Genomic DNA, 16405 nt, shown 5'->3' on the forward strand with positions numbered 1-16405 from the left:
GTTTCAGCGCATCCGCATTGGCAACAGGCGATTACTCGCCGACGACGGCAGCGTATTCGGCTTCGTAGGTATCGACGATCGCCTGACCGGCGTCACCAGCACCAGCAAGATAGGCGTCGCGGGCCGGGCCGTACATGGTTTCGCGGAACGCGGCGCGCTGGGCGTCATCGAGCTCATAGATGGTGATGTCGCTCTCGCGGATAGCTGCGAGGGCAGTTTCCTGCGCGGCTTCCTTGAGGGCTTCCACTTCCGGACGGACTTCCTCGAAAGCTTCGACGATCACGGTCTGGTATTCCGCGGGAAGCGAATCCCACCAGCCCTGGTTGAACATGACGATGTCTTCATTGGCGCCGTGCTCGGAGATCAGGAGGTAATCCTGAACTTCCTGATACTTCATGGTGGCGATGGTATCGAGGGCGTTTTCCTGCCCGTCGACCACACCGGTTTGGAGCGCGGTATAGAGTTCGCCGAAGGGCAGCGCGATGGCAGAGGCGCCAACGGCATTGAACTGCTCGATCAGAACCTGGGAATCCATGACGCGGAAGCTCTGGCCGGCGAAGTTTTCGAGCGCGGCGATGTCCTCGTTCGAGGTGATCGACTTGCGACCATTCGGCCAGATGGCAATGGCCTTGAGACCCAGCGGCGCGAAGCTATCGAGGACAGCCTGGCCGAAAGGTCCGGTGCGCAGCGCGTTGGCCTGCTCGCGATCGGCAGGATAGAGGAAGGGCACGTCGAGGATCGAAACGGCGGGGTTGAAGCCGGCGAGGAAAGCGGCCGGCGACACGGTGCCTTCCATGAGGCCGAGCTGGGTGCCTTCGTTCATTTCGCGGGCCTGGCCGAGCTGGCCGGCCGGGAAAAGCTGGAACTCGACGGCGCCATCGGTGCGCTCGGAGACGAGTTCGGCAACCATTTCGAGACCCTGGTGGCGCGGCTGCTGATCGGATTCAAGGTGACCGATGCGGGCGACGAATTCCTGGGCAGAGGCGGGAAGTACCCCGGCGAGCACTGCACAGATTGCTGCCGAAGCAAGCAGGACACGGCGATTCATGATGTTCCCCTTTTGAACGCCAGAGTGATGGTGAAGCTACAAGACACTTGCGTCACAATCGCTGTCAAGATCAATTCTCAAAAAGTAGACAAGCTTGCATAATGTGCGCAAAGCTTGTGCAACACGCCGAAAAATGTCGCTCCGACACCTTAAGTCCTCTTACCTGCGGCCGTTTTATCAACATCTCCAAAAATTTAGACAATATCCTGAGCCGCCTTCATGTCGAGTTCGACCGACATGGTAGCTAGCACGACTGCCGCTTCTGAAGGCAACAGAGCAGTGACTGCGGCACCTTTGTCGAAGCCGGGCAATAGGGAGATGATGACCAAACCTTGAGGCTCCAGCACCTCCCTGCCCTGTCGCTCGACGGTCGGCAATGCGGACGTTGCGGCATCAGACAAGCCGACATGACAGCCGGAGACACCTTCGACAGCCATGATCTTGTCGAAAAGCGACCCGTCAGTTACTAGGCCGTGCAGCCGGCAGACGATGACCTCCCTGCCCGGCAGTTCTCCCAAACTGGCAACGAAATCGCCGACGCAACGGGAATTATCGCGAAACGTATTCATGACACGCCGTGTCCACGGCGTGGGAGCGTTGAGGCGATCAAGGTAAGGCGATGAGCGCGCTATCTCGGGCCCGCTCAATGTGTAGAGCGTGAAATAGCGCGGCCGTGCCTGCGCGCTACCCCAGCGCGTGCCCCGCAGAAAGCCGGCGATGGCCAGCCGTTCTGGCATGTGCTCGTGAGCGTGCCAGTCCTTGAAATCTTCTTCCGTGCCCCGCGACACATCGTTCCATATCGCTACGAAGCCACAGCCGCTAAGCGTGTTCATCCGCATTTCACCTCGGTTGCCTGCGCATCTGCGCGTCGGGAGATTGCCTATTTTAACGCCAATCGCAAGACGATGCCGGCACGTTGGGCACAAATTTGCAGCCACTCTTGACGCCGGCGATTTCCTGCTGTCTCACTAATTAGACAAAACGGCCACCGGTCTTAAAATTGATACGCACTTGGGAGTGCCTGCGTTGAAACTGCTTCAAGCCACCGACGTCGCCAAGACCTTTCAGTCGCGTGGCGGTCAATCCGTCCAAGCCCTCGCCCCCACGACCTTCGAAATCGAAGAAGGCGAGTTTCTGAGCCTTATCGGCCCATCGGGCTGCGGCAAGTCCACCCTGCTGCGTATTCTCGCCGGATTGATCACGCCGAGCGCGGGAACACTGGAATGGCAATCAGGCGCACCCGCCAAGGGATCGGATATCGGTTTCGTGTTCCAGGAAGCAGTGCTGCTGCCCTGGCTCAACATTCTGGACAATGTCCGCTTCCCGCTCGACACCTTCGGCGAGCCGCGCAAGGAAAGTGACGAGAAGGCGCGGCAGATGCTCGAACTCGTCGGGCTCAAGGATTTCGCCAAGGCCCTGCCCAAAGAGCTCTCGGGCGGCATGCGCCAGCGCGCCGCGATCGCTCGGGCTCTGGTCTATCGGCCCAAGATCGTGCTGATGGATGAGCCCTTCGGCGCGCTGGACCTTCTCACCCGTGACCGGATGAACGATGAATTGCTGCGCATCCGCCAGGAAGTGGGCGCGACGATCGTGTTCGTGACGCATTCGATCGAAGAAGCGGCGTACCTTTCGGATCGCGTGGCGGTGATGTCGGCGCGGCCGGGGCGGGTGCGGACGATCCATACGGTCGACCTGCCCAAGCCGCGCAGCGAAGCGACCAAGGATTTGCCCGGCTTCCACAACTGGCTTTCGGTGCTGCGCAAGGAGCTGAAATGACCCAGTCTCCGCTTGTCCGCATCGCCTCATTCGTCATCACGCCGATCGTTCTGATCGCGGCGTGGTGGGGCTATGTCACCGCGTTCGACGTGCCGCGTTTCGTTTTGCCCGGCCCCGATGCCGTGTGGGACGAACTGGTGCGACTGTTCACGACCGGCGAGATCTGGCCACATCTGGGCCATACGCTGGGGGTGATCGTCGCCGGATTTGCGCTTGGTTCGCTGGGCGGCTTCGCCGTTGGGTTCGTGCTGGCCAAATGGCCGCGCGTCGAACGTGTCGTGGCGCCGTATCTGCTGTTCTTCCAAACGGCGCCCAAGATCGCGCTGGCGCCGCTGTTCATCCTGTGGTTCGGACTGGGGCTGACCTCGAAGATCGTCCTCACCGTGTCGCTGGTGTTCTTCCCGGTGATGATCGGCACGATCCTGGGGCTGCGCTCGCTCTCGCCCAACCTGCATCAGCTTTGCGAAATCCTGCGGCTCAACCGGTGGCAGAAGCTCAGGCGGGTGGAAATGCCGGCGGCTGTGCCGGAGATTTTCGCAGGCCTCAAGATCGGCGCCATCCAGGCGACGATCGGGGCGATTCTGGCCGAATGGCTCTCGGGCGGCATGGGGCTCGGCTATCTCATGGTGTTCGCCGGCACGACGTATAAATCGTCGCTGCTGTTTGCCATGGTTCTGGTCACCTCGCTGCTGGGCATCCTAGTTTATCAGGTGCTGGCGCAGGCTGAAAAATGGTTGCTGTCATGGCGATGATCGACCGTTCGGCAACCTGGCCCTGGAAGGGCGACAGCCCTGTGCACCTGCCCCGACCAGAGATCGTGCCGACCGACTTCCTTTTGCCGGGCGACCCCGCGCGGGTGGATATGGCGGCGAGCGTACTCTCCGATTTCGAGATCGTGGGGCAGAACCGCGAATTCCGCATGGGCGTGGGATATTTCGGCGGCCACCGGATTGGCATCTGCTCGACCGGGATCGGCGGCGCCTCCACCGAGATCGCCATGGTGGAATTGGCGGCACTCGGGGTGAAGCGGATCGTGCGCATCGGCGGCATGGGGGCGCTTTCGGACGATCTGGCGCTTGGTGATTTCGTGGTGGTGGAGAAAACCCCGGCCAACAGCGCCTGTGCCCGCCCCTACTCGCCCGCGGGTGAGCCCGTTCATGCGGCGCAGGCGATCGTTTCGGCACTCGACGGAAAGCGCTCCTGCATGGGACTGGCAGGACGCACCGGGTCGGTGGTGACTGCCGACGGATATTACCGTGCCCAGGGCCGCCCGGATCACCGCGACGGCAACGCCAATCCTGATCTTGTCGATGCGCTTGCCGCGCTCGGCGTCGACGGGATCGAAATGGAAGCGGAAATCGTGCTCGCTGTCGGCGCGGCTCTCGGGGTCGAAGCCGGTGCAATCCTGGCCGTCCATGCTCACCGGCGCAGCGACGGGTGGCTGGAAGACTACGAACAGACCCAGCGCAACCTCATCGCCATTGCGGCCGGTGCGCTCGCGAACCTCGCCTCTTCATCGCCTGCTTAACCCTGAAAGGATGCCTACAATGAAGCGACTTACTCTGCTTGCGGCAGCTTCGGTTCTGGCCCTCGGCCTTGCCGCTCCCGCCTCGGCCCAGGACCTGGCCCCGGTGACCATCCAGATCGACGGCGCCGCCGTGCCGTACTACCTGCCGCTGTTCGTGGCGGACCATTACGGCTATTTCGCCGAAGAAGGCCTGGACGTCGATTTTCTCTATGCCAACGCCGCCGACATCCTGACCAACGTTGCCGTGGGCAACGTGCAGTTCGGCTTCCCCAATGGTGACGCGGTGATCGCCGCGCGCGCCAACGACCTGCCCGTGAAGGTTATCCACACCACATATCAGAACGGCATCGGCGCGGTGCTGTTCAAGACCGAATCCGGGATCGAAACGCCGGCTGACCTGGCCGGAAAGACGGTGGCGGTGACGAGCTATGGCAGCCCCAATTATATCCAGCTCCAGGTGATGATGGCCCAGGAAGGGCTGTCCATCAACGACGTCAACGTCGAGATCGTGGGCACGGGCGCCATCGTGGAAGCGCTTTCGTCCGACCAGGTGGACGCCATCGTGTTCTCGATGCTGCGCTACTACAACCTGCAGGCCGATGGCATCGATGTGGGCATGATCCGCTCGGACGACTACCTGCCCTCCAAGGGCAATGTGCTGGTGACCTCGGAATCCTTCCTCGAGAACAACAGCGCCGAAGTGGCCGGCTTCATCGCCGCGCTCAACAAGGGCATCGAGCACGTTGTCGACGGCGACGTTCGGACCGAAGTGGACATGGCGGTCGCCGAATACACCCCGACCTTTGCCGGACAGGAAGAGATCGTGACCGAGATCATCTCCGAAGTCTTCGTGGAAACGCTCTGGCAGAGTGAGGACACCGAAGCTCATGAGCTGGGCTATGGCAACCTCGAGAGCTGGCAGACGACGATCGATACCGCCGTCGAATATGAAGTGATCCCGGAAGGTTTCGAGGCCGGCGACCTCGTCGTCGAATCCCCCTCCTCGATCCAGTAATCCGCGCGGCCCGGCGGTTCGCTGCCGGGCCAACACATCTTTTCGGTCGTGCTTCCGAACCGCAAAACCGGTTGCACTCCGTAATTCGGAGCCCCGCCCATGGTCAGAACCATCGTCTCGCTCGCCGTATTCCTGGCGCTTTGGCAGATCCTTTTGATCGTGTTCAACGTGCCGGCCTATCTGGTGCCCGGACCGTGGGCGCTGGTGCAGGAGGCGTGGTTCCTGACCACCGAGGCGGGGCTGTTCAGCCATATTCCGATCACGCTGGCGGAAATCGTCATCGGGCTGGTGATCGGCGGGGTCATCGGGGTGCTGGCAGCGCTGCTGTTCCAGCGGTTCCCGGTGGTCGAGATGCTGCTCAACCCGATCATCGTGTTTTTGCAGACGGCGCCCAAGATCGCCATCGCGCCTCTGCTGCTTTTGTGGCTGGGGCTCGATATGACGCCCAAGATCGTGCTGGTGGCGATCGTCACCTTCTTTCCCATTCTTTCCAACATGCTCTCCTCGCTGCGGGCCATGCCTTCGCAGATGGAGGAGCTTGCGCGGATTTTGAGGCTCAATCCGATCCAGCGGGTGTGGCGGCTGGAGCTGCCGATGTCGCTGCCCATGCTGTTTTCTGGCGCCAAGGTGGCGGTGACGCTGGCGGTGACGGCGGCGGTGATCGGCGAGCTGATGGGCGCGCGGGCCGGGCTCGGTTATCTCCTGGCGCTCGGACAGGAGACGTCGGATGTCGAGCTGGTGCTGGTCACCGTGTTCGTGCTCTCGTTTATCGGGTACGGGTTGTACCTGCTGGTGCTCGCCGCCGAGAAGCGGCTGTTGCGCTGGCATGACAGCACGGCGGACCTGCAGGTCGAGAAGGCCTAGCGGCGTATCGCGGGGGTCTCGATTTCGAGGCCTTCGGCGCGGGCTTTGAGGAAAAGCTCGAGATCGACATAGCTTTGCGAGCCGGCTTCGAACGGTTCGGCGCGGACGGCCTCGTTGCACCAGGCGAACATGCGGTGGGTGGAGGCCGGGCTGTTCCAGAGCAGGCGGTAGATCGGGAAGCCGTTGATCTGGCCCTGGCTGATGGGTTCGCCGCGCAATCGGTTGCCGACATTTTCCACGTGGCAGTTCTGGCAGGACATGTTGAGCTGGCCAATGCGCTGGCTGAACTGGGCCGCGCCGCGCTCGTAGCTTTCGCGGGCAGGTCCGTCGATGTCCACATCGATGGACATGCCGTCGGACTGGGCGGTGACGTAAAGGGTGAGCGCGAGGAGCGCGTCGGATTCGTAGGGGAGCGGATCGAGGCCCTGACGCTCGGAGCGGCACTGGTTGATCTGCTGTTCGAGATTGATGACGTGGCCGAGTTCGGGATCGAAGGCGGGATAGCGGGCGGCGACACCGGCCATGGAGACCGCCGCATCGTCATGGCAAGAGGTGCAGGATTGCTGGCTTTGTGGGCCGGCTTCGGTCCAGAGCTGCGCCCCCTGATCGAGCCAGAGGGTGCCCGGGTTCGAGAATTCGTCATCCTGAAGCGCCTGCAGTTCCGGCCCCAGGAAGGTGTAACCGGAGCGGGGTTCCTGCTCGAGTTGCAGTTCCTGGGCGAACCAAGCGGAGCTGAACACCGCGAGAATTCCAACCAGCGGGACGAGAGCGGTTTTCATTGTGCTTCGTCCGTCAGGGTTTGCAGGAAAGCGATGAGGTCTTCGACCTGCTGGGCGGTGAGAATGGGCTCGCCGGCGTGCTCATCGGCGACACGCTCCAAACCCTCGGTGCGATGATAGGGGGGCATGACGGTCGCGGGATTGATGCGGCTGGAATCGACGATGCGCAGGCGCAGCTCGCCCTCGCTAAGACGGCTGCCGACGCCGGCAAGGGATGGGCCGACCGAGCCGAACGCACCGGCAGGGACATCGGGCAGCGGAATGTGATGGCAGATGATGCAATTGCCGAGATCGGTGTTGGCGGCGACGGTCATGCCGCGCCTTATATCGCCTGGCTCATCGGTGAAAGGTTCGGGAATGGCGTTGCCCGACTGGGCAAGCGCACCGGCAAGGACGATGCCGGAAGCAGCCATTGCGATCGCGACGATGGATATGGATCGCACGCCATCCTCCTGAGCGGGAGCGGCGAGGAACGCCGCTCCCCAATGGCGATCAGGACCAGGTGAGGTCCGCCGTGCGGAACGGCAGGCTGCGGATGCGCTTGCCGATGGCCGCATAGATGGCGTTGCCGATGGCCGGGCCGACCGGGCCGACGGGCGGCTCGCCAATCTCGTTGATGCGTTCGTGACCCGAAGTGCCGTCGAGATGGACTCGGATATTGGTGGGCACATCCGCCATGCGGAGCATCGGGTAGCGATGGAAATTATCGCTCACGATGGCGCCGTTCTCGATCTCGAGTTCCTCGTTCATCGACATGTTGAGCCCGAAAATGGTGCCGCCCTGGATCTGGGCGAGAACCGCATCGGGATTGACGATGGTGCCGACGTCGCAGGTGGCATCGATCTGCAGGATCTTGAGCTGACCTTCCGGGCTCACCTCGACACGGGCCACCGCTGCCGCGGTGGTGCCGAAGAACGGCCGGCCGCCGCCGCCCCAGTTGCAAACCGCGATGCCCATGCCCTGCCCGCGCGGGAGGGACTCGCCCCATCCGGCCCGCTCGGCCACGGTTTCGAGCGCCTTGACCCAGCCCTTGTCTTCCCAGGGTTCCATGAGCTTGATCCGATATTCAAGCGGATCAACGCCAGCCTCATGGGCCAATTCATCAATGAAGGATTCCATGATGAAGGAATTGACGTTGTAGCTGGGGCCACGATAGGGGCCAGTCATGAAGTTGAGCGGCAGGATGTGCTCTTCGACCTGTAGGGCCGGGATGCCCTTGCCCGCCACATAAGCGGTGTCGGACAACACGTTAGGCCCCTGACCACGGCCGGCATGGCGCACCAGGAATGCGGTGGGATAACCATCCTCGCCCAGGCTGGCCTTGAGCTTGGCCCCGATCATGGCGCGGAAGCGGCCCTGGCGCATGGATTCCTCACGCGACCAGATGACATGCACCGGAACGCCGGGATGTTTCTTGGCGACGGCGACCACCATGCGGGTATCGTCGCCGAATACGCGCCGGCCGAAGCCGCCGCCCACGAAGGTCTGGTGGACATAGACGTTTTCGGGCGGAAGACCGGATTCCTCGGCGGCAACCATATGGCTCTGCTGGGTGTGCTGGGTGGGCATCCAGACATCGACCCGCTCGTCGGTGACGAGCGCGGTGCCGTTGAGAGGCTCCATGTTCACGTGGTCGGCATAGCCTGTGAAGTAATCGGCTTCCACGACGCGATCGGCATTGGCGATCACCTCCGCGGCATCGCCTTCCGAAACGGTGATCTCACCCTCGTTTTGAACCGCATCCATGACGGTCTGGCGGATATGGGCGTTGTCGGTCCACTGCACGCCATCGCCCAGATCCCATTCGACCGGGAGGGCTTCAAGCGCGGTCTTGGCCTGCCAATAGTGCTCGGCGATGACCGCGACGGCGGCCTGGGGCGCCGCGGCGCCGATGGGAAACGGCGGCGGGACCGGAAGCGGTTCGCGCGGCTCGTCGGGATCGACAACCACGACGTCGAGCACGCCGGGCATGCTCATGACCGCCTCGCGATCAACATTCAACAGCCGGCCGCCCTGCACAGGCACCTGGCGGAGTGCGGCATAGACCTTGCCGGGGAGCTGAACGTCGATGCCGAACACGGCCTTGCCGTTGACCAGCATCGGGTTCTGCAGCTTGGGGCGGGAAACCTTACCCAGCGTGGTCCATTCCGAACGCGGCTTGAGCGTGACTTCACCGTCGAGTTCGACGGTTGCCGCAGCTTCGGCGACCTCGCCATAGGTGAGCGTATCGCCGGTTGCGGTATTGGTGAGGATGCTGTTTTCGGCAGTCACCTCGCTGACCGGGACACCCCACTGATCGGCGGCGGCCTTTTTGAGGCGTTCGCGGGCCGTGGCGCCGACCATCAAAGCGGTTTCGAGACGTTCCGGGCCCGTGGAGCGTCCGCTGAAATAGGCCAGCGGGCCGCCGACATTGCCGTAGACATTGTCCTCGCGATAGTTGCGATTGGTATCGGCGAATTCGGCCCGAACCATGGACCAGTCGGCCTGAAGCTCCTCATTGAGGTTCATGGCGATCTGGGTCATCACGCCATTGCCGATATCGGGCGGGGTCACGCGGACGACGATCTCGCCGTTGGACAGGATGGAGAGCCAGGGGCTGAATTCCTCGCCAAGGACCTCACCGGCCCACGGTTCGGGGTTGTGAGTCGCGGCGGCCATTGCCGGGCGCGAGATGCCGATGGCCATGCCACCGGCGAAGGCCATCGCGCCGATGACGAAGCCGCGGCGTGTAATCGTCAATTCATTCATTTCATCCTCCCTCAGGCGCTCTGCGCCTCGGCTGCCGCATGAATGGCTTCGCGTACCCTGAGGTAGGTGCCGCAGCGGCAGATGTTGCTCACGCGGGCGTCGATGTCCGCGTCGGTCGGATTGGGATTTTCCTGCAGCAACGCAGCCGCAGCCATCAGCATTCCCGATTGGCAGTAGCCGCATTGCGGAACGGCCTTTTCGAGCCAGGCGACCTGCAGGGGGTGGGAGTTATCGTCAGAAAGCCCTTCGATGGTCGTCACTTGCGCTTCGCCCACCGATTGGACGGGGAACGAGCAAGAGCGGGTGGCGCGACCATCCACCATGACGGTACAGGCACCGCATTGGGCAATGCCGCAGCCGAATTTGGTGCCGGTCATTCCGAGATAGTCACGGATGACCCAAAGCAGCGGTGTCGTACCGTCGACATCGACGGTTTTCGACTCGCCATTGATCGTGAGGTTAAATTCAGCCATGCCCCTCCTCCTCGAGCGGGTGTAGTCAAGAAACAGCGTCCATAACGCACGCCCGTTCCTGATCCCCGAGCGGCAAAATGGACAATGATCGCCAAAGTTGATTACCAGCTCACGATGGCACCTCAGATTCCCCGCGTCAATTATTTTGGAGCGCCCCTTTATCTTTCCGTCGGGGCTCGGCTAGTCTCTGGGCGAGTGAGGAGTGAGACCATGCGCATGAGACTGGCGGCGCTTGCCATTTTGGCTTGCGCGGCACCGGTGGGCGGATTTGCCCAGGCCTTTTGCCCGGCAGCGATCAACGCCCAAGCGTGTTCAAGCTGTCACGGCGATGACGAGCAATCGAGCATTCCAAATCTGGCTGGCATGGAGCGCGAGAGCTTAATCGCCGCCATGGAAGCGTTCAAGAGCGGTGAGCGGGAAAGCACCATCATGGGGCGGCTGGCGCCGGCCTATTCGACCGAGGACATCGAGGCGCTTGCGGACTATTTCGCGGCGGGTGGGCAGTGCCAATGATCACGATTTCACGCCGGACGGCAATCAAGCTCGCCACCGCTGCCCTCGTTTCGGCGCCGGCGATTCTGCGGGCGCAGGAACAGGCGCGCGTGGTGATCGTGGGCGGGGGGTTCGGGGGCGCGAGCCTGGCGCGTACCCTGCGCACCATTGCCCCCGAGATTTCGGTGACGCTGATCGAAAAGCAGCCGCGCTTTACCACCTGCCCGTTTTCCAACGCGGTGCTGGGAGGATTGCGGGATCTCGACAGCATCAGTTTCGGATATGACACGCTGGTCGCCGACGGCGTGGAGCTGATTGCCGGCGAGGCGATCGCGATCGATCCCGATGCGCGGAGTGTCCGGCTCGCCGACGGAGAAAGCGTCAGCTATGACCGGCTGGTGCTTTCGCCGGGCGTGCAAATGATCTGGGATGCGATCGAAGGCTATGACGCGGCGGCGGCCGAGATCATGCCGCATGCCTGGGAGGCCGGGCCGCAGACGCAGCTATTGGCCGACCAATTGCGGGCCATGGAAGACGGAGGCGTGGTGCTGATCGCCTCGCCGCCCAACCCGTTCCGCTGCCCGCCCGGACCGTACGAACGCGCTTCACTGATCGCCCATTACCTCAACACCAACAAGCCGCGCTCGAAGATCCTGATTGTCGATGCCAAGGACAGCTTTTCCAAGCAGCCCCTGTTCGAGGAGGCGTGGGCCGAGCTTTATCCGGGCATGATCGAGTGGATACCGGCGGCGATGACGGGGCGGATCGGGAGCGTCGATCCGCAAGCGATGAGCCTTTCGACCGATTTCGATACGTTCACCGCCGATGTGGCCAATATCATCCCGCCGCAAAGGGCCGGAGCGATTGCGCTGGCGCTGGGGCTCGATGAAGGGCGCGGCTATTGCACGGTGGATCCGCTGACGTTCGAATCCGCCGTGGTGCCGGGCATCCATATCCTGGGTGATGCGGCCATCATGGGCGCGATGCCCAAATCGGGGTTCAGCGCCAACAGCCAGGCCAAGGCCTGCGCCCATGCGCTCGTGGCGCTTATCCGAGGGGAAGACGTGGCCGACCCGGTGCTGCTCAACACCTGCTATTCGCTGGTGGCACCCGAATACGGGATATCGGTTTCGGGCGCTTATCGCGGGCTTGCGGAAATCGAAGGCACGGGCGGGGCGAGCCCGGTCGGGGCGGAGACCGGGGTTCGCCAGCAGGAGGCACGGGACGCCATGAGCTGGTATGCGAACATAACCAGGGAAATGTTCTGGGTTCGAGGCGTTTGACAGGAAACGAGGTCCGATCATGAGCCCGTTCACGCGACGGCATTTTCTGGTGACCGGTGGCGCCCTTGCACTCACGGCGGCGACGCCGGGGCTTGGTTTAGCCGCTATCGCGCCGCTCGATGCCGACGGGATTGCCGAACTGATTGCCGAGCGGCTGGGGGATGTATCGCCGGTCTCCGGGCCGTTGACCCTGGACCTTCCCGCTTTGGCCGAGAGCGGCAATTCGGTGCCGATGAGCGTGAGCGTGGATCAGGGCCAACTCGATGGCGATCGGGTGCGGCGCATTCTCGTCATTGCAACGCGCAATCCACGGCCCATGGTGCTCGACGCCCATTTCGGCCCGCGCTCGGCCCTGCCCCAGCTCACCACGAATGTGAGGCTGGCCGAGACGCAGACGATCCGCGCGCTGGCGCAGCTCGAGTCCGGGACGGTGTGGGAGGCCCAAAGCGATATCGAGGTGACGATCGGGGCCTGTCAGATTCTCGATTTCAGGTATTGAGGTCCGGCCATGGCAACGACCCGCATCAATGTCCCCTCACCTGTTGCGCGCGGCGAGATGGTCGAGATCAAAACCATCATCATGCACCCCATGGAAAGCGGGTTTCGCTATGACTCCATGGGCACGCGCTATCCCAAGCGCATCATTCATACGTTCGAGTGCTTCTATAACGGGGAAGAAGTGATCACCATCGACCTCAACACCGGCGTAGCTTCAAATCCGCTGATCACCTTTTTTACCGAGGCAACCGAATCCGGAACACTGACCTTTCGTTGGCATGACGATGACGGCAGCGTTTATGAGGAGACGACCGAAATCGAGGTGACGGACGCTTAGCGTTTGGCGCGACCGAAATCGTCGATAGTATCGAAATCGGAGAGGCTTGCTGCATAAACTTCAACTGTCGCTGCACCTTTTAGGAGCGCACGTGCGCCCGTATCGCCGGACGTGGCGAGGAGATCGGGGAAGGCTGTCGCGCTGAAGATGGCAGGTGGTGTTATCCAGCTCTCGGAAGCGGCGGCGCGCGATGCGATGGCTTTGGGTCGACCGGTTTCGAGCCAACTGGCGCGGAGACGCTGGAGATGGGTGAGCGGCACGAAGGGCATGTCGGCGAGGCAGATGATGAGGGCGTCCAAATCGGCATCATCTGCGTGGCTGGCGGCGAGTTTGAGGGAACCGGAGAGACCTTCTTCAGGGTGAGGATTTTCGATTATCCCAAATCCGTGGCCAGTGAAGACCGTGCTGGCGGCGCTGGCCGGAGCGCAGATCGCCAGCCTGGACGCCGCATCGAACGTGGCCGTGGTTTGCGCGATGTGATCGCATAAAGGGCGGCCATCTAGGGGGGCCATCAGCTTGTCCTGGAGGCCGAAACGCCGCGACAGGCCGGCGGCAAGGACGGCCAAGCCGATCTTGGCGGCCATCAGAGCGCAGCCCGGAGGGCGCGCTCCTGTGCGATTTCCGCGAGGATGGAAATGGCGAGCGTGCCGGGATCGCGGGCCGGCGAGATGAGCCCTACGGGGCCTTTGATCCTCGCCAACTCAGCTTCGGCGACGCCGTGAGCTACGAGCTTTTCGCGGCGCTGGCGATGTGTTTTGGGACTGCCGAGGGCCCCGATATAGAAGCCGTCTGCGGCCAGCGCCTTTTGCAGCACGCGGAGCTCCCAATCGTGATCGTGGAAGAGAAGGACGGTTGCGGTCCAGGGGTCGATGGGGAGTGACCAGTTCTGCTCGGGGCTGGTGAGGGCGGTCATGGGGACGCCCAACGGCGCCAGCGCGGCCAGGCTCTCGGGCGCGGGGCTGGCGACGTGAAGATCGAGACCGGCGGCGTGGGCCGTGCGGGCCGTCGCTTCGAGCTCCTGGCCGCGACCGATCAGCAGGGCGCGGGTTTTTGGGGCAAACCGGCGCCGGAATGCGCCTTCGTCCCAGCCTGTCATCGCGTCGGGATCAGAGGCGATATCGGTGCCGCCGCCATTGGGATGCTGGACCAGTGCGAACGGGCGGCGTTCCGCAATGAGGGTGAGCGCGCGCTGGAGAATTGCCGGGTCCGGCGCGGTGTGGACGAGCACATCGACACCACCGCCGCAGGGGAACTGGATATCGATGGCCTTGGCGCCACGGCCAAATCTGAGGATCGCGTCCTTGCCGGCGGCGATCACCGCCATGACCTCGGCTGCGATGGCGGGTTCAACACAGCCGCCGGAAATCTGGCCTTCGAACCGGCCATCGGCCAGCACGGCCATTTGCGTGCCCACAGGACGCGGGGCGCCGCCATCGATGCCCACGATGGTGACCAGAGCGCCAGCCATGCCATTGCGGGCGTGATCGAGCAGCCAGGCGAGTGGCGCTTCATCCAGATCGGCCAGGCCCGTACGAAGCGGGGTCAGTGGCAATTCTACCGATGCGGTCACAGATTCCTCCAGTGCTCGCTCGATTAGTAGGTTTATGGCGCCGTTCGTCAAGGCTGGCGCCCTGCCCTATTAGGTCCGTTCCGCCTGGAACGCGGTATCGGTGATCTTCTCGGAAACGTCCCAAAGGCGGGCAGCGACGGTCCGGTCGGTAGCTTGCTGGGGAACTCGGGACGGTGCGGGGTAGCCGCGCGTCTCGCCCATGCCGTTGGGACCGTAATAAGCACCGCCTTCGGCATCGGGAGCCGTGGCGGCATAGAGCGTAGGCAGCGCGCCCTGGGCGGGCGGCTGGAACAGGAACCAGAGAAGGGAGCGCGTAAGGCCCGTCAAACTCCAGCGTCCGGGCGCATTGTGGAGGAGTTCGGTGCGCGAGATGCCCGGGTGGGCGGCAACGCTGGTGATCCCCCATCGACCCGCATCGCTGCGCCGCTGGAGTTCGAATGCGAACATCAGGCAGGCGAGTTTGGATTGGCTGTAAGCGCGCATCGGATTGTAGCCCTTGGCGCTCTGCAGATCGTCGAAATCAATCTGACCCTGACGGGCGGCGACGCTCGAAAGCGTGACCACGCGAGGCGCGCTGCCCTTGCGCAGCAGCGGCAGCAGGCGCGCCGTGAGCGCGAAGTGGCCGAGATAGTTGGTGCCGAGCTGCAGTTCGAACCGGTCGGACGTTTCCTGCCTAGTGGGCGGCACCATCACGCCGGCATTGTTGATCAGCAGATCCAGACTGTCGCGTTGCCGGGACAATCTTGCTGCGAAATCTTGCACTGATTTGAGGCTGGCTAAGTCGAGCTGCTCAAATCTCACATTGGCCGAAGACACTTGGGCGCGGATTTGTGCAACCGCCTGAGCTCCCTTCTGCGGATTGCGCCCGGCGATGATAACCTCAGCTCCGGCACGCGCCAATGCCAGCGCATCCTCAAAGCCCAGACCACCAGTGCCCGTTACGACGGCCGTGCGCCCCGTCTGAGTGGGAATATCTGATGCCGTCCACCTTGCCACAATGATTTCCTTTCCGAAGTCCGATTGGCGCAACGAACCATATGGCAGGGTTGCGGGACATGCCGGAACTCGCAGAAAACTTGCCTGATCCTACAATTCTGTTCGCAACCTCATCCGGCCTACCTGGGTTTTCGGGCCTGTTTTTGCTCGATCCGGGAAGAGTGGCGGCGATACCTCGGCCTGTCGCTTTTTCTCTGCGCCGCCACTATGGTTCAGGACTTTACGCGGAATTGCAGCCCAGGCACCCCATGACCATCACTCTTGAAATTTGCGTTGATGACGTTGAGGGGCTCGATCGGGCCATAGCGGGGGGAGCCGATCGCATCGAATTGTGTTCGGCGCTGGCCGTCGGTGGCCTCACGCCCTCCGCCGGGCTCATGGCGGCTGCGGCGCAACGCGCCGTCCCAGCCTACGCCATGATCCGCCCGCGCGCCGGCAGCTTCGTCTTTTCTCCTGCCGAGGTCGACCAGATGCTCGTGGAGATCGACTACGTACGATCCGCCGGGCTTGCGGGAGTGGTTTTGGGGGCGAGCGACACCGATGGGCGCCTTGACGCCCTGGTGCTCGAAAGGCTGGTCCGTCGTGCTGACGGGCTGGGGCTCACATTGCACCGTGCTTTCGATCTCGTGCCCGATTTTGCCCAGGCTGTGGATCTGGCGGCTTCGTTGGGCTTCGAGCGCATATTGACTTCGGGCGGGGCGGGAACGGCCATTACCGGGCTCGACGCGTTAAAGCAGATCGTTTCCCATGCCGGGCAACGCATCGCCATCATGCCGGGCTCGGGGATTACGGCCACCAACGCGGCGGAGATCGTAACGCGCCTGGGCATATGCGAGATTCATGCTTCGGGCAGCACGCAGCGCATGGCCGATGACCCGCGTCTCGCCGAGCTCGGTTTCGTGCCTGCGACATACAAAATGACCGACACGCAAGCTGTGGCCGCGCTAAAGGCCATATTGAGTGAACTGAGCACCGGACAAGCCTCAGCGCCGTAAGGC

At 62.9% G+C, this 16405-nt stretch carries 19 protein-coding genes; 10 read left to right on the top strand and 9 right to left on the bottom strand.

What is annotated here, in order from left to right:
- Window positions 1–31: 31 nt before the first annotated feature.
- Together NO934_RS00990 and NO934_RS00995 are read right to left on the bottom strand one after the other, a co-directional pair.
- On the bottom strand, window positions 32–1048 hold the full coding sequence (locus tag NO934_RS00990; protein WP_309161668.1) for a TRAP transporter substrate-binding protein: 1017 nt from the start codon (window positions 1046–1048) through the stop codon (window positions 32–34).
- A 194-nt stretch (window positions 1049–1242) separates the two neighbouring features.
- Window positions 1243–1881, bottom strand: coding sequence for a hypothetical protein (locus NO934_RS00995; protein ID WP_309161669.1), 639 nt, complete (start codon window positions 1879–1881; stop codon window positions 1243–1245).
- A gap of 184 nt (window positions 1882–2065) precedes the next feature.
- Here NO934_RS00995 and NO934_RS01000 point away from each other — a divergent pair, with 184 nt between their 5' ends.
- The 5 genes from NO934_RS01000 (at window position 2066) to NO934_RS01020 (ending at window position 6231) form a co-directional block, all read left to right on the top strand.
- Entirely contained in the window at window positions 2066–2824 is a 759-nt protein-coding gene (locus NO934_RS01000) for an ABC transporter ATP-binding protein (RefSeq protein ID WP_375143271.1), read from the top strand.
- Window positions 2821–3576, top strand: a complete 756-nt coding sequence (locus NO934_RS01005; RefSeq protein WP_309161672.1) for an ABC transporter permease — start codon at window positions 2821–2823, stop codon at window positions 3574–3576. Before NO934_RS01000 ends, NO934_RS01005 begins: the two co-directional genes overlap by 4 nt.
- Window positions 3555–4352, top strand: a complete 798-nt coding sequence (locus NO934_RS01010; protein WP_309161673.1) for a uridine phosphorylase — start codon at window positions 3555–3557, stop codon at window positions 4350–4352. Before NO934_RS01005 ends, NO934_RS01010 begins: the two co-directional genes overlap by 22 nt.
- A gap of 19 nt (window positions 4353–4371) precedes the next feature.
- The gene (locus NO934_RS01015; RefSeq protein ID WP_309161674.1) at window positions 4372–5367 is read left to right on the top strand and encodes an ABC transporter substrate-binding protein; all 996 of its coding nucleotides are present in this window, start codon (window positions 4372–4374) and stop codon (window positions 5365–5367) included.
- Window positions 5368–5466: 99 nt separating this feature from the next.
- Window positions 5467–6231 (top strand): ABC transporter permease, encoded by a 765-nt coding sequence (locus tag NO934_RS01020; protein ID WP_309161676.1) that lies wholly within the window; start codon window positions 5467–5469, stop codon window positions 6229–6231.
- On the opposite strand, the gene soxA is transcribed toward NO934_RS01020, so the two are convergent.
- From soxA to NO934_RS01040, 4 genes are read right to left on the bottom strand one after another with little or no spacing between them, the layout of a single operon-like run.
- Complete coding sequence (gene soxA / locus NO934_RS01025) at window positions 6228–7010, bottom strand: sulfur oxidation c-type cytochrome SoxA (RefSeq protein WP_309161678.1); 783 nt, start codon at window positions 7008–7010, stop codon at window positions 6228–6230. The two genes, NO934_RS01020 and soxA, sit on opposite strands and share 4 nt — an antisense overlap.
- On the bottom strand, window positions 7007–7453 hold the full coding sequence (gene soxX, locus NO934_RS01030; protein WP_309161679.1) for a sulfur oxidation c-type cytochrome SoxX: 447 nt from the start codon (window positions 7451–7453) through the stop codon (window positions 7007–7009). Before soxX ends, soxA begins: the two co-directional genes overlap by 4 nt.
- A 49-nt stretch (window positions 7454–7502) precedes the next feature.
- Complete coding sequence (locus NO934_RS01035; protein WP_309161681.1) at window positions 7503–9758, bottom strand: molybdopterin cofactor-binding domain-containing protein; 2256 nt, start codon at window positions 9756–9758, stop codon at window positions 7503–7505.
- 11 nt (window positions 9759–9769) lie between these two features.
- Window positions 9770–10231, bottom strand: a complete 462-nt coding sequence (locus NO934_RS01040) for a 2Fe-2S iron-sulfur cluster-binding protein (protein ID WP_309161682.1) — start codon at window positions 10229–10231, stop codon at window positions 9770–9772.
- A gap of 210 nt (window positions 10232–10441) precedes the next feature.
- Between NO934_RS01040 and NO934_RS01045 the strand changes: the two genes are divergently transcribed.
- The 4 genes from NO934_RS01045 to soxZ are packed head-to-tail and all read left to right on the top strand — an operon-like array spanning window position 10442 to window position 12841.
- On the top strand, window positions 10442–10744 hold the full coding sequence (locus NO934_RS01045; RefSeq protein WP_309161683.1) for a c-type cytochrome: 303 nt from the start codon (window positions 10442–10444) through the stop codon (window positions 10742–10744).
- Complete coding sequence (locus NO934_RS01050; protein ID WP_309161684.1) at window positions 10741–12006, top strand: FCSD flavin-binding domain-containing protein; 1266 nt, start codon at window positions 10741–10743, stop codon at window positions 12004–12006. The genes NO934_RS01045 and NO934_RS01050 overlap by 4 nt, the downstream gene beginning before the upstream one ends.
- Before the next feature lie 19 nt (window positions 12007–12025).
- Complete coding sequence (locus tag NO934_RS01055) at window positions 12026–12505, top strand: thiosulfate oxidation carrier protein SoxY (protein WP_309161685.1); 480 nt, start codon at window positions 12026–12028, stop codon at window positions 12503–12505.
- Between the two features lie 9 nt (window positions 12506–12514).
- Entirely contained in the window at window positions 12515–12841 is a 327-nt protein-coding gene (gene soxZ, locus NO934_RS01060) for a thiosulfate oxidation carrier complex protein SoxZ (protein ID WP_309161686.1), read from the top strand.
- Here soxZ and NO934_RS01065 read toward each other — a convergent pair.
- The 3 genes from NO934_RS01065 to NO934_RS01075 form a co-directional block, all read right to left on the bottom strand.
- Window positions 12838–13425 carry a nucleotidyltransferase family protein gene (locus NO934_RS01065; protein WP_309161688.1) on the bottom strand — a complete coding sequence of 196 codons (588 nt, stop codon included), beginning with the start codon at window positions 13423–13425 and terminating at the stop codon, window positions 12838–12840. The two genes, soxZ and NO934_RS01065, sit on opposite strands and share 4 nt — an antisense overlap.
- Window positions 13425–14411, bottom strand: coding sequence for an XdhC family protein (locus NO934_RS01070; RefSeq protein ID WP_309161689.1), 987 nt, complete (start codon window positions 14409–14411; stop codon window positions 13425–13427). The genes NO934_RS01065 and NO934_RS01070 overlap by 1 nt, the downstream gene beginning before the upstream one ends.
- Before the next feature lie 69 nt (window positions 14412–14480).
- Window positions 14481–15407 (bottom strand): oxidoreductase, encoded by a 927-nt coding sequence (locus NO934_RS01075; protein ID WP_309161690.1) that lies wholly within the window; start codon window positions 15405–15407, stop codon window positions 14481–14483.
- Window positions 15408–15655: 248 nt separating this feature from the next.
- On the opposite strand from NO934_RS01075, the gene NO934_RS01080 reads away from it, so the two are divergent.
- On the top strand, window positions 15656–16402 hold the full coding sequence (locus NO934_RS01080; RefSeq protein WP_309161691.1) for a copper homeostasis protein CutC: 747 nt from the start codon (window positions 15656–15658) through the stop codon (window positions 16400–16402).
- The last annotated feature ends 3 nt before the right edge of the window (window positions 16403–16405 follow it).

This window comes from Pelagibacterium sp. H642 (assembly GCF_031202855.1).
Classification (GTDB): domain Bacteria; phylum Pseudomonadota; class Alphaproteobacteria; order Rhizobiales; family Devosiaceae; genus Pelagibacterium.